Origin of the sequence: Pectobacterium brasiliense (assembly GCF_016950255.1) — a bacterium.
Taxonomy (GTDB): Bacteria; Pseudomonadota; Gammaproteobacteria; order Enterobacterales; family Enterobacteriaceae; genus Pectobacterium; species Pectobacterium brasiliense.
The window spans coordinates 266,254-286,327 of record NZ_JACGFN010000002.1; the positions used below are offsets into that span (position 1 = coordinate 266,254).

General features: G+C 51.7%; 18 protein-coding genes. 9 read left to right on the top strand and 9 right to left on the bottom strand.

Annotation, left to right across the window (positions count from 1 at the left end; translation table 11 throughout):
- Nucleotides 1-4: 4 nt before the first annotated feature.
- The 5 genes from arnD to H4F65_RS15815 form a co-directional block, all read right to left on the bottom strand.
- Nucleotides 5-898 carry a 4-deoxy-4-formamido-L-arabinose-phosphoundecaprenol deformylase gene (gene arnD, locus H4F65_RS15795; protein ID WP_010280299.1) on the bottom strand — a complete coding sequence of 298 codons (894 nt, stop codon included), beginning with the start codon at nt 896-898 and terminating at the stop codon, nt 5-7.
- Nucleotides 895-2,928 (bottom strand): bifunctional UDP-4-amino-4-deoxy-L-arabinose formyltransferase/UDP-glucuronic acid oxidase ArnA, encoded by a 2,034-nt coding sequence (arnA, locus tag H4F65_RS15800; protein WP_010280301.1) that lies wholly within the window; start codon nt 2,926-2,928, stop codon nt 895-897. Before arnA ends, arnD begins: the two co-directional genes overlap by 4 nt.
- Nucleotides 2,925-3,908, bottom strand: a complete 984-nt coding sequence (gene arnC / locus H4F65_RS15805; RefSeq protein ID WP_010280304.1) for an undecaprenyl-phosphate 4-deoxy-4-formamido-L-arabinose transferase — start codon at nt 3,906-3,908, stop codon at nt 2,925-2,927. Before arnC ends, arnA begins: the two co-directional genes overlap by 4 nt.
- A complete protein-coding gene (arnB, locus tag H4F65_RS15810; protein ID WP_010280306.1) occupies nt 3,901-5,049 on the bottom strand; it encodes a UDP-4-amino-4-deoxy-L-arabinose aminotransferase in 1,149 nt (382 codons plus the stop codon). The genes arnC and arnB overlap by 8 nt, the downstream gene beginning before the upstream one ends.
- A 212-nt stretch (nt 5,050-5,261) precedes the next feature.
- Complete coding sequence (locus tag H4F65_RS15815) at nt 5,262-6,428, bottom strand: nucleotide sugar dehydrogenase (RefSeq protein WP_010280308.1); 1,167 nt, start codon at nt 6,426-6,428, stop codon at nt 5,262-5,264.
- 548 nt (nt 6,429-6,976) lie between these two features.
- On the opposite strand from H4F65_RS15815, the gene H4F65_RS15820 reads away from it, so the two are divergent.
- From H4F65_RS15820 to ybcJ, 3 genes are all read left to right on the top strand, one after another.
- Nucleotides 6,977-8,524, top strand: a complete 1,548-nt coding sequence (locus H4F65_RS15820; RefSeq protein WP_010280310.1) for a sensor domain-containing diguanylate cyclase — start codon at nt 6,977-6,979, stop codon at nt 8,522-8,524.
- Nucleotides 8,525-8,660: 136 nt separating this feature from the next.
- The gene (gene folD, locus H4F65_RS15825) at nt 8,661-9,524 is read left to right on the top strand and encodes a bifunctional methylenetetrahydrofolate dehydrogenase/methenyltetrahydrofolate cyclohydrolase FolD (RefSeq protein ID WP_010280312.1); all 864 of its coding nucleotides are present in this window, start codon (nt 8,661-8,663) and stop codon (nt 9,522-9,524) included.
- Nucleotides 9,525-9,556: 32 nt separating this feature from the next.
- Entirely contained in the window at nt 9,557-9,769 is a 213-nt protein-coding gene (gene ybcJ, locus H4F65_RS15830; RefSeq protein ID WP_010280314.1) for a ribosome-associated protein YbcJ, read from the top strand.
- 88 nt (nt 9,770-9,857) lie between these two features.
- Here the strand turns inward: ybcJ and cysS are convergent, their stop codons facing one another.
- Together cysS and H4F65_RS15840 are read right to left on the bottom strand one after the other, a co-directional pair.
- Complete coding sequence (gene cysS, locus H4F65_RS15835) at nt 9,858-11,243, bottom strand: cysteine--tRNA ligase (protein WP_010280316.1); 1,386 nt, start codon at nt 11,241-11,243, stop codon at nt 9,858-9,860.
- Nucleotides 11,244-11,510: 267 nt separating this feature from the next.
- Nucleotides 11,511-11,942 carry a DoxX family protein gene (locus H4F65_RS15840; protein ID WP_010280318.1) on the bottom strand — a complete coding sequence of 144 codons (432 nt, stop codon included), beginning with the start codon at nt 11,940-11,942 and terminating at the stop codon, nt 11,511-11,513.
- 421 nt (nt 11,943-12,363) lie between these two features.
- Here H4F65_RS15840 and ppiB point away from each other — a divergent pair, with 421 nt between their 5' ends.
- From ppiB to H4F65_RS15870, 6 genes are all read left to right on the top strand, one after another.
- Nucleotides 12,364-12,858: a peptidylprolyl isomerase B gene (gene ppiB / locus H4F65_RS15845; protein ID WP_010280320.1), complete on the top strand. Its 495-nt coding sequence runs from the start codon at nt 12,364-12,366 to the stop codon at nt 12,856-12,858.
- Nucleotides 12,859-12,868: 10 nt separating this feature from the next.
- The gene (lpxH, locus tag H4F65_RS15850) at nt 12,869-13,591 is read left to right on the top strand and encodes a UDP-2,3-diacylglucosamine diphosphatase (protein ID WP_010280321.1); all 723 of its coding nucleotides are present in this window, start codon (nt 12,869-12,871) and stop codon (nt 13,589-13,591) included.
- Between the two features lie 178 nt (nt 13,592-13,769).
- On the top strand, nt 13,770-14,279 hold the full coding sequence (gene purE, locus H4F65_RS15855) for a 5-(carboxyamino)imidazole ribonucleotide mutase (protein WP_010280323.1): 510 nt from the start codon (nt 13,770-13,772) through the stop codon (nt 14,277-14,279).
- Complete coding sequence (purK, locus tag H4F65_RS15860) at nt 14,276-15,346, top strand: 5-(carboxyamino)imidazole ribonucleotide synthase (RefSeq protein ID WP_010280326.1); 1,071 nt, start codon at nt 14,276-14,278, stop codon at nt 15,344-15,346. Before purE ends, purK begins: the two co-directional genes overlap by 4 nt.
- A gap of 517 nt (nt 15,347-15,863) precedes the next feature.
- Nucleotides 15,864-17,153 carry an HAAAP family serine/threonine permease gene (locus H4F65_RS15865; RefSeq protein ID WP_010280330.1) on the top strand — a complete coding sequence of 430 codons (1,290 nt, stop codon included), beginning with the start codon at nt 15,864-15,866 and terminating at the stop codon, nt 17,151-17,153.
- A 67-nt stretch (nt 17,154-17,220) separates the two neighbouring features.
- A complete protein-coding gene (locus H4F65_RS15870; protein ID WP_010280332.1) occupies nt 17,221-18,588 on the top strand; it encodes an L-serine ammonia-lyase in 1,368 nt (455 codons plus the stop codon).
- 101 nt (nt 18,589-18,689) lie between these two features.
- Here the strand turns inward: H4F65_RS15870 and H4F65_RS15875 are convergent, their stop codons facing one another.
- Complete coding sequence (locus tag H4F65_RS15875) at nt 18,690-19,127, bottom strand: helix-turn-helix domain-containing protein (protein ID WP_010280336.1); 438 nt, start codon at nt 19,125-19,127, stop codon at nt 18,690-18,692.
- 131 nt (nt 19,128-19,258) lie between these two features.
- Complete coding sequence (pstB, locus tag H4F65_RS15880) at nt 19,259-20,074, bottom strand: phosphate ABC transporter ATP-binding protein PstB (RefSeq protein WP_010280339.1); 816 nt, start codon at nt 20,072-20,074, stop codon at nt 19,259-19,261.

Sequence of the window (20,074 nt, forward strand, 5' to 3'; positions counted from 1 at the left end):
TTATTTATTCTTCCGTTTGCACACCAAGCCAGCCTTCCCGTCCGGGAAACGGCGCACGTTCAATCCGCCCGACGGGCAGCGTGGCGGGGTCATCAGGCAGTAAGGCGGAAAGCGGACAAAATTCGATGTGCTGCTGGCGGGCGCGAAGCAGCAGCTGACGGAACTGCGCCAGCTTCGCACCACCTTCCACCTCCGCATGGATGGTGTAGACCGGCACGCCGCGATCCTGCTGGATCGCCTCAAGAATAAAGTCGTTAAATTCGCCGTCGTTCACGCGTTCGCCGATGACTTCATCGTAGGTCGGCAAGGTGACCGGGATCTGCACGGTGCCCAACTCACCATTTTTCAGGCGCGGTCGAAAAGGTCGGGTGCCGCGACAGTCGCTGTTATAGTCCAGATTCCAGCGCTGCTTCATCTCTACAACGCGCGAATCGGCTCGCCAGCCTGCCACGGCGGAACAACGCACTGGCGATGGCAGAATCTGTGCCAACGCATCCATTCCTTCACGGAACTGCGCGGCCAACTGAGCATCCGACCAGCGCGCGACATTCGCCTGCCAGCCGTGATGATCCCAGGCATGTAGTCCGACTTCATGGCCTGCATCGTGCGTCTGGCGGATTAACGAACCAAACCGTTCGCCGATATGACGCCCCGGCCATGCCGTACCGGCAAGCAAGATATCCCAGCCGTAAAGCGAGGCCGCATTGGAGCGCAGCATCTTCCATAAAAAGCGTGGACGCAGCAGACGCCACAGGTGACGCCCCATGTTGTCCGGCCCGACGCTAAAAAAGAAGCTCGCCTGAATATCGAACTCTGCCAGCACATTTAGCAGCGCGGGCACGCCGTCCCGCGTACCGCGCCAGGTATCAACATCTATCCGCAGGCCAACACGCGTCATCCCTGCGCACCCTCGGCGTCAACGGTATTCTGGGGGTCAACGGTACGCAGAAAATAGTCCAGCGTTTCCGCGACGGTTTGATCCATCTTCACCATCGGCTCCCATGCCAGCAGGCGTTTGGCGTTGCGAATGCTCGGCGTACGGTGCTCCACATCCTGATAGCCTTTGCCGTAATAGCTGCTGCTTTCCACGTCAATAAACCCGGCGAACGGCGGGAAGCGGTCGCGCAGCGGATGCGCATTAAAGCTGGTCAGCAGCATTTCACCCAACTCGCGGATACTGGCTTCATTATGCGGATTACCGATATTGATGATCTGCCCGTCGCACTGGCCGTTGCGGTTTTCAATAATGCGGAACAGCGCTTCAATGCCGTCGTGAATGTCGGTAAAGCAGCGCTTCTGCGCCCCGCCGTCCACCAGCTTGATCGGCGATCCTTCCACCAGATTGAGGATCAGTTGGGTAATCGCCCGGGAGCTGCCGATGCGTGCCGCATCCAGCGTATCCAGCCGCGGCCCCATCCAGTTAAACGGACGGAACAGCGTAAAGCGCAGGCCGTTTTTCGCACCGTACGCCCAGATCACCCGATCCAGCAGTTGCTTGGACACCGAGTAGATCCAGCGCTGCTTGTTGATCGGCCCGACAATCAGGCGTGAGGTATCTTCATCAAATTCTTTGTCATCACACATGCCGTACACTTCCGAGGTGGACGGGAAAACGATGCGTTTGTTGTAGCGCACGCAGTCGCGCACGATTTTCAGGTTCTCTTCAAAGTCCAGTTCAAACACGCGCAGCGGGTTACGGGTGTATTCGATAGGCGTGGCAATCGCCACCAGCGGCAGAATGACATCGCATTTCTTGATGTGGTATTCGATCCATTCGTTATGAATGCTGATATCGCCTTCCACAAAATGAAAACGCGGATCGCCAAGAAAACGGGCGATGGCATCCGAGCTGATATCCAGCCCGTAAATCTCATAGCGATCGTCCCGCAGCAGGCGTTCGGTCAGGTGGTTACCGATAAAACCATTCACACCGAGGATCAGAACGCGTGTGCGGCGTCGCTGCACGCGGCTGGCGAGGTTACCCAATTTCGCCTGTGGCACCATGCCCATTTCCGCCGCCAGCCGGCTGCCTGACATATACAGCCCGGCTTCACTCTGCCCGCTGACAATCTCAAGCGCATCCTCACCGCAGGACACCACCAGCGGCGACGTCGAGATGATCGCGCCCGGTTCCTGCTTCACCCCATTGGCTCTCACATCGTTACTTTTAACGCGATTAACCTTCACTACACGAGCACGCCAGATAATCACTTTACGCTCACCGAGGAACGTAAACGCGCCCGGATACGGTTCCGTCACCGCGCGGATCAGGTTGTTAATCTCACAGGCGCTTTTTTGCCAGTCGATCAGCCCGTCTGCCGCCGTGCGACGTCCGAAATAGCTGGCACGGCTCTCATCCTGCGGCGTCAGCGTAATCTCACGTGAGCGAATCAGCGGCAGTTGCTGCGCCAGCAGCGCGGCAGCGGCAGTACGACATTTGCCATGCAGCGTCAGCGCGGTGTCTTCCTCATCAATCGCCACCACGGACTGGGCGACGATATCGCCGGCATCGGCGCGAGAAACCATCTTGTGCAGCGTCACGCCCGTCTGCGTTTCACCGTTCACCAGTACCCAATTAACCGGTGCACGTCCCCGATAGCGCGGCAGCAGTGAACCGTGCAGATTAAATGCGCCAAACGACGGTAGCTGGAGAATGTCATCGCTTAATAGCGTGCGGTAATAGAAGGAAAAAATAACATCCGGCGCCAGTTCCCGAATGCGGTTCACCCAGAGCGGATGGTTAACGTCTTCCGGCGCAAACACCGGCACGTCCATCTCGGCAGCCGCTTTCGCCACTGAGGCGTAGAAGTGGTTCTCGCCCGGCGCATCGCTGTGCGTAAACACCGCCTGAATCTCATAGCCCGCGAGCTTTAACGCCTCAAGGCCGACACAGCCGATATCATGGTAGGCAAATACGATCGCTTTCATTCTTCTTCATCCCGTAAAGTGGTAGCCAGTGGTGTTGCCGCACTCACTGTTTTTTGCACAAAATAGCGTGGCCGGGCACGGACATCGGTATAGATACGGCCGATGTATTCCCCTAAGAGCCCCATCCCGACGAACTGTGCGCCGATAAACATGAACAGCACGGCAAACAGCGTGAACACGCCTTCTGCCGCCCATTCCGCACCGAAAAACAGACGCAGGCCGATCAACAGCAGCGCCAGCAGGAAGCCCGACAGCGCAACGATGCTGCCAATCAGACTGAGTATGCGCAGTGGCGTCGTCGTCAGGCAGGTCAGCAGGTCGTACATCAGGTTAATCAGCTTCAGAAAGCTGTATTTAGACGTGCCGAATTCGCGCTCGGCGTGCATCACATCGATCTCGATGGTTTTCCGGGCGAACGTGTTGGCAAGGATAGGAATAAAGGTGCTGCGTTCATGACAGCGCAGCATCGCGCTGACAATGTGGCGGCGATACGCGCGCAGCATGCAGCCGTAATCCGCCATGGATTTCCCGGTCGAACGCCGGATCATCATGTTGATGGTTTTCGAGGCCAGTTTGCGAAACAGCGAATCTTTCCGGTTTGCCCGCACGGTGCCGACCACGTCATACCCTTGTGCGGCATATTCCACCAACCGCGGAATTTCTTCCGGCGGGTTCTGCAAATCGGCATCCAGCGTGATAATCACATCGCCCACCGCCTGCTGGAATCCCGCCATGATGGCAGAGTGCTGACCATAGTTGCGATTCAACAGCACGGCGATAATGTGCTTTTCCGGGTCGCTCGCCGCTTCGGTCAGCAGATCCGCCGAACGATCGCTGCTGCCGTCATCAACCAGAATAATTTCCCAGGGTTTACCGATCTTCTGACAGGCCGCCAGCGTGCGTTCGATCAGCACAGGCAAACTCTCTTCTTCGTTATAAACGGGAATCACAACGGAAACATTTTTGATGTCATCAATCACGAACAGACTCCAGAATCGAGGTTAGCGCCGCGACGACGCGATCGACATCGCTGTCCTGCATATCGGGGAACAGCGGCAGCGTCATCAGCGACGCTGAATTCCATTCCGTTGCCGGCAGGTGCAAGTGGGGATAGCGCTCACGGTAATATTTCTGTGTATGCACCGCTCTGAAATGCAGCCCGGTGTCAATACCGCGTGCTTGCAGTGCCACCATCAAATCATCGCGTGATATGCCGCACTGCGTTTCATCCACGCGCACCATAAACAGATGCCAGGCGTGCAAGTGGGGGTAGTCAGGAACGGCCAGCGGCTGGAGCGGCAGCGAACGCAACTGGGTGAGATAACGCGCAGCAAGCTGCTGACGGCGGGCGTTGATCGCCGGGAGTTTATCCAGTTGCACCAGCGCAATGGCTGCATTGATATCTGCCAGATTGTATTTAAACCCCGGCGTCACCACTTCGGCCTGTGGCTTGCGCCCCTGCAACTGCCTGTCGAATGCATCCACACCCAGCCCGTGAAACTTCAGGCTGCGTATGCGCTCGGCGAGCGCTTCGTCGTCCGTCACCACCATGCCGCCTTCCGCACAGGTGATGTTCTTAATCGCGTGAAACGAGAAAATGGCGGTTCCGCGCGCGCCGATCCATTCATCACGATATTGCGTACCCACGGCATGCGCCGCGTCCTCAATCAGCGGGATGCCGTAGCGCTCGCTGAGCACGCGAAGCGCCGCCAGATCGGCCGGAGCGCCAGCATAGTGCACGGGAATAATCGCTTTGGTTTTCGGTGTGATAGCCGCCTCAATATCCTGCGGTCGCACCATCAGCGTATGCCGATCTACGTCAACCATCACCGGTTCCGCGCCCAATAGCGTGATGATATTGACGGTTGAAACCCAGGTCTGGGACGGCGTAATCACCTCGTCGCCGGGGCCAATACCGAGCGCCATCAGCGTGACATGCATGCCGCCCGTCGCCGAACTGACCGCAATCGCCTGTCGGCACCCGATTCGCTGGCAAAACGCCTGCTCTAATTGCTGGCATTTCGGCCCCGTGGTTATCCAGCCGGATCGTAATACTTCCGCCACGGCAGCAATTTCTTCTTCACCCATATTCGGGCGGGAAAAAGGCAAAAAATCCGTCATAACGTATTCCCAAAATAAATAATGGCGAGAAATCATCATTCCGCAGTCTAAATAACGAAGCCTTAAGCCAACCTTAATTTATTGCGATAATCATAAAACCACAGATAAAAAGCACGACATAAAAAAACGGAAAAAAGACATAATTAATTACAATGCAAAAATGAACTTTTCGCGAATAACCGAATAACGCTTTATTGATTTACGGCAAAAAATCAATCTTCGCCAAATAAATCTCGCGTATAGACTTTGCCCATCACATCTTTTAATTCATCGGCATAACGATTGGTAATAATAATGTCACACTGCTGTTTGAAACTGTCGAGTTGATGAATGATGGGGAAATCTAAAAAATCATCATCATCAATCCCAGGCTCATAAATTACTACTTTGATTCCTTTCGCTTTTATCCTTTTCATAATCCCCTGAATGGAAGAGAAGCGAAAATTATCCGATCCCGCCTTCATAATAAGGCGGTGGACGCCGACGGTTTTCGGATGGCGACGGATAATCGTGTCGGCAATGAAGTCTTTTCGCGTATGGTTAGCGTCCACAATCGCCTTGATCAGGTTATTCGGCACGGTGCGATAATTCGCCAAAAGCTGCCGGGTATCCTTCGGTAAACAGTAGCCGCCATAGCCGAACGACGGATTATTGTAGTAATCGCCAATACGCGGATCGAGGCACACTCCTTCAATAATTTGCCGGGTATTCAGCCCCAGCGATTCGGCATAACTGTCCAACTCGTTAAAGTAGGCCACGCGCATCGCCAGAAAGGTATTTGCAAACAATTTTATCGCTTCAGCCTCTGTTGGGTCGGTAAATAGCACGCGAATATCTTTTTTTAATGCGCATTCCATCAATAGGTTAGCGAAGAATCTCGCTCTTTCCGACCGCTCGCCCACCACAATCCGCGACGGGTAAAGATTGTCGTGTAGCGCCTTGCCCTCACGCAAAAACTCGGGCGAAAAAATGATGTTATCCGTATCCAACTGCTGGCTAATTTTCTCGGTGAAGCCAACAGGCACCGTCGATTTAATCACCATAATGGCCTGCGGATTAATCGCCAGCACGTCGCGAATGACCGACTCTACCGACGACGTGTTGAAATAGTTGGTTTGCGGATCGTAATCTGTCGGCGTAGCGATGATTACGAATTGCGCGTCGGTATACGCCTCATGCTTATCCAACGTCGCGGAAAAATTCAGCGTTTCATGTTGTAAAAAACGCTCAATCTCGGCGTCATTAATCGGCGATTTTCGTTGATTCAACTGCACCACTTTTTCCGCCACAATATCCAACGCCACAACCTGATGCTGTTGCGCTAATAATAGTCCATTCGATAAACCGACATATCCCGTTCCGCTAATCGCTATTTTCATGAAGGGCTCTTTATTTCATTACTGGCTAAAAACCTATTTCGCCGCAGTATCTTTCTTCTTTTTTCATCTGAATAGAGGTGTAACATGTCAATTTATTTCGTGTTTCTCTCCCGCCATGCTTTTCTATCATTCACATATACGCCCTTCACTCATCCGTCGATAACGTCAGCTGCACACTATCCTTATCATTAGCAATTCCAGTTAAACGCCAATTAAACATAGCGTATTTAATGATAAATAAAGATCTTCTTACACCTTGTGACTTTTTTAAATCATTAGCGTGAAAACAAATTTTCATGACGTTATGTAACACAACGTCATTTATCTTAGATGATATTGGCGAATAAACACGATGATGTATTTTTATTTTGACCGCTTTATGGATGGCACAAGGAAACAGAATACAAATATGTGACATTTTATCAAAGCAACGTAGGGTTCGATAAAACGCAACAAAAACATAAGAGAATCTCATCAATAACGGCGCAAATTGCAGAAACGTCTACACTTACCATCAGTCATCTCTCTGGCTAAGGATGGGAAGAACAATGAAGGTCAGCACGCGCGACAAGGCCAGCCAGCATCAAATGCCGCTCCAAAAATTGATGATTGTTTTTATGTTATTCATCATCACCACAGTAGTGGCGCTGAACGGATGGGCTGTCTTCAATTCTCACCAACAGCTTATCGACTCCACGGAGCGAAACGCTAAAAACCTGTCGTTGTCACTGGCACGCCATGCCGAAGATACGTTTTTACAAGTCGATATATTGTTGCAAGATTTACAAGAGCGCATCGAGCAGGATGGTCAATCACCTGCGCAATTGAACCGCCTGGGCGATATTCTAAAGAGCCGTAAAACGGCGCTGCCGCAGCTGCATGGCATCTTCATTTACGACAACAAAGGCGAATGGCTGGTGAACTCGGGAGTATCAAAACCCGCCAATGCCAATAACGCTGACCGAGAGTATTTCAAGTATCATCAGAACAACGTCAGCCAGACCATGCACATCGGCAGCGTGATTCAGAGCCGCTCTACGGGCGATCTGATCATCCCCGTTTCTATGCGCATCAATAAGCAAGATGGCAGCTTTGATGGCGTGCTGCTCGCCACCCTCTCGCTGGACTATTTCAAACAGTATTATGGCTACTACTCTTTGGGGAACATGGATGTACTCGCCATTCTGTTGTCCGACGGCCGGATTCTGTACGGCCGCCCTTATGACGACTCTTATATCAACCGAAATGTATCCAGCGGTCCGCTCTTTTCAGAGTATCTGAAACAGTCCGAAAGCGGCACGGCGACGATCGTCTCCACGCTCGATCACATAGAACGGATTTATGGTTATACCAAATTAAAACGTTACCCCATCGTCATCGCTGCGGGGTTCGATCTTGGGTTAGTACTCAACAAGTGGCGATCGGACAATCTGGTCTACGGCGCCATTACCTTAATTCTGCTGTTCACCATTACCCTACTCGGCCTGATCGTGCTGAGACAAATTCGTATGAATGTGAAAAATCAGATCGATTTAACTATCGTGCGTGATGAGCTCACCTCGGTTAACCACACTTTGCAAACGCTGGCGCTGTTCGATGGTCTGACGGGCTTAGCCAACCGCCGCCAATTCGATATCTTTCTGCAACAAACCCTATTGCAGGCCGCAGAGAAGCGGCAGTGTATCGCGCTGATCATGTTCGATGTCGACGCCTTCAAGAAATATAACGACCACTATGGGCATGTAGCAGGCGATGAATGTCTGCGCAAGATTGGTAACCTCCTGAGCAATATGCTGCGACGTAACGAGGATTTGGTCGCCCGTTATGGCGGTGAAGAGTTCGCCATCATTATCACCGAGACAGATAAACAAAGTGCCGCCGCGCTGGCTCAGCGTGCGCTGGACTTAGTACGCGAGGAAAAGATCCCGCATGAAACCACGCTATTCTCGGAAAAAATCGTCACCATTAGCGCCGGTGTCTACGTGTTCTGCGCCGATAACCCACCACCAGCGGCGTCATCCGTTATCGATATTGCCGATGCCGCGCTGTACCGCGCCAAAAACGGCGGTAAAAACCGTATAGAGGTGAGTGAATAGCGCAGCCAACGCCCATCCAACTTAGTATGACGGGTGTAGAAACAATTAATATTGATGCAACGCCTGACAGCACGTGCAGCTTCTGACAAAATAGCGGCCATCTCCCCCTATTTCAAATTGATGGGTCTCTTCTCAGATGGCAGCAAAGATTATTGATGGTAAAACGATTGCGCAGCAGGTCAAAGACGAAGTTGCCGCACGAGTCACGCAGCGTTTAGCAGAAGGAAAACGCGCACCGGGTCTGGCTGTTGTGCTGGTCGGCGAGAATCCAGCGTCACAGATTTATGTCGCCAGCAAGCGCAAGGTGTGTGAAGAAGTTAGCTTTATTTCGCGCTCTTATGATTTACCTATCACCACAACGGAATCTGAGCTGTTGGCACTTATCGACCAGCTCAACGCCGACCAAACGATTGACGGTATTCTGGTTCAACTTCCGCTACCGGAAGGCATTGATAACACCAAAGTGATCGAACGTATCGCGCCAAGTAAAGATGTGGATGGCTTCCACCCTTACAACGTGGGTCGTCTGTGTCAGCGCGCGCCAATGCTGCGCGCCTGTACGCCACGCGGCATCATCACGCTGTTGGAGCGTTATAATATCGACACCTTCGGACTGAATGCCGTTGTCGTCGGCGCGTCTAATATCGTTGGTCGCCCGATGAGTCTGGAACTGCTGCTGGCTGGCTGTACGACTACCGTCACGCACCGTTTCACCAAAAATCTGCGCCACCATGTTGAAAACGCCGATCTGCTGGTTGTCGCGGTGGGTAAACCGGGCTTCATTCCTGGCGAATGGATTAAACCGGGCGCGATCGTGCTGGACGTGGGTATCAACCGTCTGGAAAGCGGTAAAGTGGTCGGCGATGTGGAATTTGAAACGGCACAGGAAAGAGCGTCTTACATCAGCCCCGTACCGGGCGGCGTCGGCCCAATGACCGTTGCCACACTGATTCAAAACACGCTACAGGCGTGCGAAGAGTATCATGACCACGCCGAATAATTGGCGAGTCAAACACGGATAAGCAGGAATTTATGGCAACCTTTAATCTTGAAAAGCATCCGCACGTTGAACTGTGCGATCTCTTGAAACTGCTGGGCTGGAGCGAAAGTGGCGCAGCAGCCAAACTGTCTATCGCCGCAGGCGACGTGACCGTTGACGGCCAGACGGAAACGCGCAAGCGCTGCAAAATCGTTGCTGGGCAAACCGTTCAGTTCAATGGCGAGACGGTAAACGTTACCGAGTAACCCTAACGGCCTCGATCATGACGAAAAAAAGCCCGCAATTTCATTTTTGCGGGCTTTTTATTTACGAACGTGTTGCAGGAAGAAAACGTTACTTACGGCGCCAGATCGTTCCCTGCGGGCCATCTTCCAGCACGATCCCCATTTCATTCAAGCGATCGCGAGCCTGATCCGCTAGCGCCCAGTCTTTCGCCGCACGCGCATCTTTACGCTGTTGGATTAACGCTTCGATTTCTTTTACTTCATCATCATCTACCTGCGCACCATTTTGCAGGAACTGCTCAGGATCCTGCTCCAGCAGGCCAAGCACGCCGGACAGTTTACGCAGTGCCGATGCCAGTTGGTTCGCCGCTTGTACATCTTCCGTTTTCAGGCGGTTAACTTCACGCGCCATATCAAACAGTACCGAATAGGCTTCCGGCGTGTTGAAATCGTCGTCCATCGCTTCGCGGAAACGGGCTTCAAACTCGTCACCGCCGTGCGCCGCAACGCTAGCATCCGTTCCACGCAGCGCCGTATACAGACGATCCAGCGCCGCACGTGCCTGTTTCAGGTTGTCTTCGCTGTAGTTCAACTGGCTACGGTAGTGGCCTGACATCAGGAAGTAACGCACGGTTTCCGGATCGTAATACGCCAGCACGTCACGTACGGTGAAGAAATTGTTGAGCGACTTTGACATCTTCTCGCGGTCAACCATCACCATGCCGGAGTGCATCCAGTAATTCACATACGAGCCGTCGTGTGCACAGCTGGACTGCGCGATCTCGTTTTCGTGGTGCGGGAACATTAAATCTGAACCGCCGCCGTGAATATCAAAATGCGTACCCAGCTGTTTGCAGTTCATGGCAGAACACTCGATGTGCCAGCCAGGCCGCCCTTCTCCCCACGGAGAGGACCAGTGAGGCTCACCCGGCTTGGACATTTTCCACAGCACGAAATCCATCGGGTTACGCTTCACTTCGGTAATTTCAACGCGCGCACCAGCCTGCAACTGATCCAGATCCTGACGAGACAGCACACCGTAACCCGGCGCGGTATCAACGGAGAACATCACATCGCCATTACTCGCAACATAGGCGTGACGACGGGCAATCAGCGTTTCCACCATTTCGATAATGTCGGCAATATGGTGCGTCGCACGCGGCTCGGCATCCGGACGCAGAATATTCAACGCATCAAAATCGGCGTGCATCTCTGCGATCATGCGGGTCGTCAGTTGGTCACTGGTTTCCCCATTCTCGATCGCACGTTTAATAATTTTGTCGTCAATATCGGTGACATTACGCACATATTTCAGTGAATATCCCAGATACCGCAAATACCGCGCCACCACATCAAACGCCACGAAAGTACGCCCGTGACCGATATGACACAGGTCATAAACGGTGATGCCACACACATACATTCCCACCTGACCGGCGTGGATAGGTTTAAATTCCTCTTTTTGGCGACTCAGCGTATTAAAAATCTTTAGCATCAGGGCATTCCAGTGTTTTTATAAAAAATGGTTTTCACAAAAAAATGGTTTCAAAGAAATGGTTTTCACAATCGCAGTTAGCGTCAGTAACATCAATGCATTCAGGGTTGATACCCAACGGCGTATTGAAACCTGAACCCTACTGTATTGCAAGGTTAATAAGAAGAGGGAATCAGCGAGAAAGGATAAAAATGAAATGGCCCGGAAAATCCGGGCCATTTCACATCATTGGCGATGACTGACAAGCAATCCGCCGACAAAAAACCATTAACGCCAGCGCGGATTGGACATCACAGAGTATTTTCCGCTACCGAGCAGGGCAATCGCGATACCCGCAAAGAAGAACACCGCCGTGCCTTCAACACCCCAGGCACCCGTTTTGGCCAGCGTGACGAAACCGTCAGGGTGAACCAGTAACGTCGCCACGAGCATGGTGAAGGAGAAAATCAGCGCAGAAGGACGTGTAAGAATCCCGAGAATCATCAGAATCGGGGTGATGACTTCTCCGACATAGACACCGTAGCCAATAAAAGCAGGAAGCCCAGCCGAGGTCAGCATGCCTTCAATGGCACCGATTCCACCGTGTACCTTATGCCAGCCATGAAACAGCATCAAAACGCTGAAAGATACGCGCAAAAACAGTTTGCCAAAATCCGGTTTGTCTAATAAACGATTAACGCCATCCAGAATACCCAGCATAGTTCACCTATCTCTTTAGAGTTATTTATGAAGAATAAGAATTACTCTCAGATTAATCTGGGTCGCAAAAAAAGAACACGTTGATTACGCAAAACATTGATCTGGGGCAACAAAAATCTCATTCAAATTAATTAACTTTCATTTGACGTTTTAATCAATTTATTTGTTTTTAAAAGTCCCTATTGCCTGATTAACACCTTATTGTGCACTATTATTAAGCGCGCATATTATTTGACACCTACCAAAATCAGAGTAGTAAACCTTTTTATACGATTTTCTCATCCATACAACCGCCAACAGCGGTGCGGTAAGCGCGAAGTACTGACTCAATCGACCAGTTATGCTATAACAGCGCTCTTGTTGTTCACCGCCTTTTGTGAACAGCACTCTTAATCACTAAGGCTATCTAGGGTTCATTATTATGATTACGCTTCATACCAACCACGGCGATATCGTTATTAATACGTTTGCAGACAAAGCGCCGGTTACCGTAGAAAATTTCCTGAACTACTGTCGCAGCGGTTTTTATGACAACACGATTTTTCACCGCGTGATTAATGGTTTTATGATTCAGGGCGGCGGCTTCGCTCCCGGCATGGATCAGAAAGAAACCAATGCGACAATCAAAAATGAAGCCAACAACGGCCTGAAAAACACCCGTGGCACATTGGCGATGGCGCGTACCAACGATCCGCACTCTGCGACTGCCCAGTTCTTTATCAACCTCGTTGATAACGACTTCCTGAACTTCCGTTCAGAGCGTGCCGATGGCTGGGGCTACTGCGTATTCGCAGAAGTCACCGAAGGCATGGACGTCGTTGATAAAATCAAAGGCGTGGCTACCGGCCGCAGCGGCATGCACCAGGACGTACCGAAAGAAGACGTGGTGATTACCCACGTAACGGTCAGCGAATAATCCGACCTGCATGGCAACGCTGTTCATTGCCGATCTGCATTTAAGTGTTCATGAACCGGCGATTACCGCCGGTTTTCTGCGTTTTTTACGCCATGATGCGATTCATGCCGATGCGCTGTACATTCTTGGCGATCTGTTTGATGCCTGGATTGGTGACGACGATCCCCAGCCATTGCATGCAACTGTCGCCGCGGAACTGCATGCTTTACATCAGCGCGGCATTCCCTGCTATTTCGTGCACGGTAACCGTGATTTCCTGATCGGTAAGCGTTTCGCCAAACAAAGCGGAATGACGCTGCTGCCGACGGAAACGGTGCTCGATCTCTACGGTCAGAAGATCCTCATTCTGCATGGCGATACGCTGTGCACTGACGATCAACATTACCAGCAATTCCGCCGTCGGGTACACAACCCGTTCATTCAGCGACTCTTCCTGCTATTACCGCTGTCATTACGGATGAACATTGCAGCGAAGATGCGGGCAGCCAGCCAGCATGAAAACCAGAAAAAGTCGCAGCAGATTATGGATGTCAATCACGACGCCGTACTTGAACGCTTACGGCATTATCAGGTGAAGACGATGATCCACGGCCACACGCACCGCCCGGCTATTCATCAGGTCGATCTCGGCGAATCTTCTGGTCGTCGTGCCGTTCTCGGAGCCTGGCATGAAGAAGGGTCGATGATTAAGGTCACACCACAGAATATCGAACTGATTTCCTTCCCATTTTAATGCGTTTACTGACATTGACTTAACGGTCTCTCGCCTTATTCCCCCAGCATTTCCGCATACGCAACCGTTTTCCTCGTCATAATGGCGTGATATGCTCTACGCCCTCAACGCCAGACCCTCCCTGTCTGGCCGACGCGAACGCGTCACGAACACGTACAATCACAGGAGCGTTACAGGCATGTCATCCAACGTTGCCCCGGCTAAAATTGCCATCGTCATGGGTTCAAAGAGTGACTGGGCCACCATGCAGTTTGCTGCGGAAATCCTCACCACGCTGAACATTCCTTTTCATACCGAAGTCGTTTCCGCACACCGGACACCGGATAAGCTGTTCAGCTTTGCTGAGCAAGCGGCACAGAACGGTTTTGATGTGATTATCGCGGGCGCAGGCGGCGCAGCACACCTGCCGGGTATGCTGGCAGCGAAAACGCTGGTTCCCGTGCTTGGCGTGCCGGTACAAAGCTCAACGCTGAGCGGTGTAGACAGCCTGTATTCCATCGTCCAAATGCCTCGCGGCATTCCGGTTGGCACGTTGGCGATTGGCAAAGCAGGCGCAGCGAATGCGGCTCTGCTGGCCGCACAAATTCTCGCCCTACATGACAATGATATCGCCACCCGACTGGCAGACTGGCGTCAGGCACAAACCGATGATGTGCTCTCTCATCCCGATCCGCGGGAGGAGGCATGAAACCGGTCTGCGTATTAGGCAATGGTCAGTTGGGCAGGATGCTGCGTCAGGCTGGTGAACCGCTAGGTATTGCGGTTTACCCGGTGGGACTGGATGCAGAGCCGGAGTCGGTTCCGTTTCATAACAGCGTCATTACCGCCGAGATCGAACGCTGGCCGGAAACCGCCCTCACCCGCGAGCTGGCCGAGCACACGGCGTTTGCAAACCGCGATATTTTCCCGCGTCTGGCCGATCGCCTGACGCAAAAACAGCTGCTAGACTCGCTGAATCTGGCAACCGCCCCGTGGCAACTGCTGGCTAGCGCCGATGAATGGCCACACGTCTTCACCTCATTGGGTGAATTAGCGATCGTTAAACGCCGCGTCGGCGGTTACGACGGTCGTGGGCAGTGGCGCTTGCGCGATGGCGAACAGCAAACGCTGCCCGCTGACTGCTACGGCGAATGCATCGTTGAGCAAGGCATTAACTTTTCTGGCGAAGTCTCGCTGGTGGGTGCCCGCAATACGCACGGCAAATGCGTATTCTACCCACTCACTCATAACCTGCATCAGGATGGCATTCTGCGCACCAGCGTGGCTTTCCCTCAACCCGATCCGCAGTTGCAGCAGCAGGCTGAACAGATGCTGTCTGCAATAATGAATGCGCTGGGTTATGTGGGCGTGATGGCGATGGAATGCTTTATCGTCGGCGATCACCTGCTTATTAACGAGCTGGCTCCACGCGTACACAATAGCGGACACTGGACGCAAAATGGTGCGTCCATCAGCCAATTTGAGCTGCACCTGCGCGCCATTCTGGATCTGCCGCTGCCAGTACCGGTTGTCGAAACACCGTCGGTGATGGTCAACCTGATCGGCACTGATGTGAATATCGACTGGCTGTCGCTGCCGCTGGTACATCTGCACTGGTATGAGAAAGAGGTTCGTCCTGGCCGCAAAGTTGGACACCTCAATCTACCGTCGTCGGACACCGCACAGTTGCAACGCACGTTGCAATCGCTGGCACCTCTATTACCAGAGGAATACCACAGCGGTCTGGCGTGGGCAGAGGAAAAACTCACCGCCTGACAGATCGGTGACCGTTATCCGGCAGGTTGCAATCTGCCGGGTAGCTCTCATCTGATGTGATGCAACAACAGGAGCCGCACCGTCGATACGTCCTCAAAAGAGAAAAAACATCATTACGCGTGACATCAGCAAAATTGCGTTTATTATTTCATCTGCTCTTTATTTTATTTATTGTTCATTTTTCATCACTCGATAATTAAGTAAAGTATCAATAACGAGCTGTTAAAAATATTTAAAATAAAGTATCAAGATTGATATTTTAATTTGCGCGGAAATTTATTAAAATATTTCCCGTCAATTCATTTCTGTGATCGCCTCAATATTATTCGCTGACCACCACGATATAGAATGCCGCCACAAAACAGTATTGACCTACTGACATAATTAGCAACATGTCTCGTTCATTTTTTAAACTCCGTAACGGCAGCTTGCCGATACTGTAATTTTTATAATCCACATCACGTGGCAATACTCTTGTAACAGAGTATTAATATGTTCACCGAGGAGAGATCAGTATATGAGCACCATTCAAGATAGCAGCCAGGTGTTAGAACAGGCTTCAGGATGGCGTAAAAGCGACACGGTCTGGATGCTGGGCCTCTATGGCACGGCCATCGGCGCTGGCGTGTTATTCTTACCTATCAATGCCGGTATTGGTGGGTTAATTCCGTTAATTATCATGGCACTGATTGCCTTCCCGATGACATATTATTCTCACCGTGCCTTATGCCGCTTTGTATTATCCGGCAAGAAAGGTGGCGAAGATATTACCGAAGTCGTTGAAGAACATTTCGGCGTTGGTGCAGGTAAATTAATCACTTTGCTTTATTTTTTCGCTATTTATCCGATCCTATTAGTTTATAGCGTCGCCATCACCAATACGGTAGATAGCTTTATTACTCACCAATTGCATTTGCCTTCTCCGCCACGTGCACTGCTGTCATTAATATTGATCCTCGGATTAATGTTTATTGTCCGCTTCGGTGAAGCGATGATCGTTAAGGCAATGAGTATTCTGGTTTACCCATTCGTTGCCGTGCTGATGTTGCTGGCACTTTATTTAATTCCGAACTGGAACACCTCTGTTTTTGAAAACATTTCTTTGAGTTCCAGCGTCACGGGCAACGGTCTGTTGGCAACATTATGGCTGGCTATTCCGGTGATGGTTTTCTCCTTCAACCACTCGCCAATCATCTCCTCTTTCGCCGTTGCCAAACGTAAAGAATATGGCGATGACGCCGAGCAAAAATGCTCACGCATTCTGTCTTACAGCCACATCATGATGGTGCTGACCGTAATGTTCTTCGTCTTCAGCTGTGTACTGAGCCTTTCTCCGGCTGAGCTGATGGAAGCGAAAGCACAGAACATTTCTATTCTGTCCTATCTGGCGAACCACTTTAACAACCCGGTAATCGGTTATCTGGCACCGGTTATTGCCACCATCGCGATCTCTAAATCGTTCCTGGGCCACTATCTGGGTGCAGGCGAAGGTTTTAACGGCATGATCGTGAAATCCCTGCGCAGCAGAGGCAAAACCATTTCCAACACCAAATTGAACCGCATCACTGGGCTGTTCATGCTGATCACGACCTGGGTTGTTGCGACGCTGAACCCAAGCATTCTGGGCATGATCGAAACATTGGGCGGCCCGATTATCGCGTGCCTGCTGTTCCTGATGCCGATGTACGCTATCCAGAAAGTCCCTGCGATGAAGAAATACAGCGGCCACATCAGCAACGTCTTTGTCACCCTGATGGGACTGATCGCTATTTCCGCCATTGTTTACAGCCTGCGCGATCTGCTGTAAGCACCACACTCTAATTTAACGCCGGCACGTTGTTTAACGACCGGCGTTTTTTTTCAAGGAAATCGCTATGGTCAGCGTATTTGATATCTTCAAAATCGGTATCGGCCCGTCCAGTTCTCATACTGTCGGCCCAATGAAAGCGGGTAAAATGTTCACCGACGATCTGGTGAACCGCGCGCTTATCTCATCGGTGACGCGTATTGTCGTTGATATTTACGGCTCGCTTTCCCTCACGGGGAAAGGGCACCATACCGATATCGCTATCATTATGGGGCTCGCGGGTAATCTGCCGGATAGCGTAAATATCGATAGTATTCCGGCGTTTATTCAACAGGTGAAAGACACCCAGCGTCTGCCGATGCTCAACGGTCAGTATGAGGTCAGCTTCCCGCTGGAATCCTCCTTGCGTTTCCAGCCGGAAAACCTGCCGCTGCATGAAAATGGCATGACCATTCGCGCCTATAACCAGCAAGAGTTGGTCTATAGCAAAACGTATTACTCCATCGGGGGCGGATTCGTCGTCGATCAGGAAAACTTCGGCAAACCAAATCTGGCTGAAGAAAGCGCGCCCTACCCGTTCTTTTCTGCCCAGAAACTGCTGCAACACTGCCACGATCACTGCTTGTCTTTATCCGCCATCGTCCTGAAAAACGAGATTGCGATGCATGGTCGGGAAGCGCTTGAGCACTATTTTGCCGACGTATGGAAAACCATGCAGGACTGCATGCATCGCGGCATGAATACGGAAGGCGTATTGCCCGGCCCATTACGCGTTCCCCGTCGGGCATCAGCGCTGCATCGCCTACTGTTCATCAACGATCGTTTTTCTAACGACCCGATGGACGCGATGGACTGGGTGAACATGTTTGCGATGGCCGTGTCGGAAGAAAATGCGGCTGGCGGACGCGTCGTCACCGCACCAACTAACGGCGCATGCGGCATTATTCCTGCCGTGCTGGCTTATTACGATCGTTACGTGCAACCGGTCACCCCGGAATCTTACCTGCGTTACTTCCTGGCATCCGGCGCTATCGGCATGCTCTACAAAATGAACGCCTCCATTTCCGGTGCGGAAGTGGGCTGTCAGGGAGAAGTCGGCGTGGCCTGTTCGATGGCGGCAGCCGGTCTGGCTGAGCTACTCGGCGCGAACCCTGAACAGGTATGCATCGCGGCGGAAATCGGCATGGAACATAATCTGGGGCTGACATGCGACCCGGTAGCGGGTCAGGTTCAGGTGCCGTGCATTGAACGCAACGCTATCGCCTCCGTGAAGGCAATCAACGCCGCCAGAATGGCAATGCGCCGTACCAGCGAACCACGCGTATCGTTGGATAAGGTCATTGAAACCATGTATGAAACCGGCAAAGACATGAACGCCAAGTACCGTGAAACCTCTCGCGGGGGACTGGCGATTAAAGTTGTTCTATGTGAATAACAAGCAGCAGAGGATAAACGGGCCTTGTCGCGTTAAGTACCAAGCAGCTTAACGCGACAATCAGGGACATGCGTAAGGGTTAATGCATTTGCATTAACCCTTTATTTTTTATCGCTTTCAGGCAGCGACCAGACAATGTTGTTTTCAGCCGCCGCGATATACCAATCTACCGTGCTGTTAGCGGGTTTCTTAATATTTTCATGCTTGGTGAGCGCTTTGGCAGGAAAGGTCGCGGCTTTCTTTCTGATACGCAGCGGCGTCTGTTTTTTCTCACCGCTAATCTGCGCATGGAAGGATTCCACTTCGGCATCGAAGAGCACGCCTTCAATCTGATGCAGACGATTTAATCCGCGCAGAATGGAGAGCAGGCTGCTGAGCGTAATGGATTCTCCCATTTCCGCACGCTTGATCGTTGCGATCCCCAGCCCTGCCCGTTCAGCAAGATCGACCTGCGATAAACGTTGCTGAATTCTGGAGTCTTTTATTCTCCGGCACAGCTCGGTAATAATTTCGCCTTCGTTCATGGTACTGAATTTCATCTTACCCGCCACTTGCCAGAGTCAAAAGATTTGCGCGCATTTTATCATCAATTTTTCAAATGGCACGGACAATTGATGAACGGTATCCATAATTTTTTTAGGTCATTTAAACGCGGCGATCTGATGAAATTTCACCCAAATCGACCAGTAATATAATCCTCCGTGCGGCGCTGCGTCGGAGAGGTAAACAGATCGTCCGTACGGTTGTATTCGATCAGTTTGCCCTGATTGATAAACGCGGTGTAATCCGACACGCGAGCGGCCTGCTGCATGTTGTGCGTCACCAGCACCAGCGTGAAATGCTGCTTTAGCGTTCCCATCAGTTCCTCGACAACCAGCGTCGAAATGGGATCGAGCGCGGAGGTCGGTTCGTCCAGCAACAACACTTCCGGTTCAATGGCGATCGCCCGGGCGATCACCAAACGCTGCTGCTGCCCGCTGGATAGCGTTAGCGCGTTGTCGCTCAGACGATCCTTTACCTCATGCCACAGTGCCGCCGCACGTAGCGCACGCTCAACGGCATCATCCAGAAAGCGGCGATCGCGTAGCCCCTGCAATCTCAGGCCATAAATCACATTTTCATAGATCGACTTGGGAAACGGATTCGGTCGTTGAAAAACCATACCGACCCGACGGCGCAACGTGGCAACATCCAGCTGTGGGTCGTTGACAGACATACCATTCAGCCAAATATCACCTTCGGTGCGGCAGTCATCCACCAGATCGTTCATGCGGTTAAAGCAGCGTAACAGCGTGGATTTACCACAGCCCGACGGCCCAATCAGCGCCGTCACCTGATTCCTCGGAATGCGAATCGAAATATCGTTCAGTGCCTGCTTGTCGCCATAGTAAAGATTCAGATGCTCCACGGTTAACGTCGTCTGCTCATCACTCAGTTGATGAACATCAGGCAGCGGTGCCATCTCCTTTTGTGTCATAAATCCCAT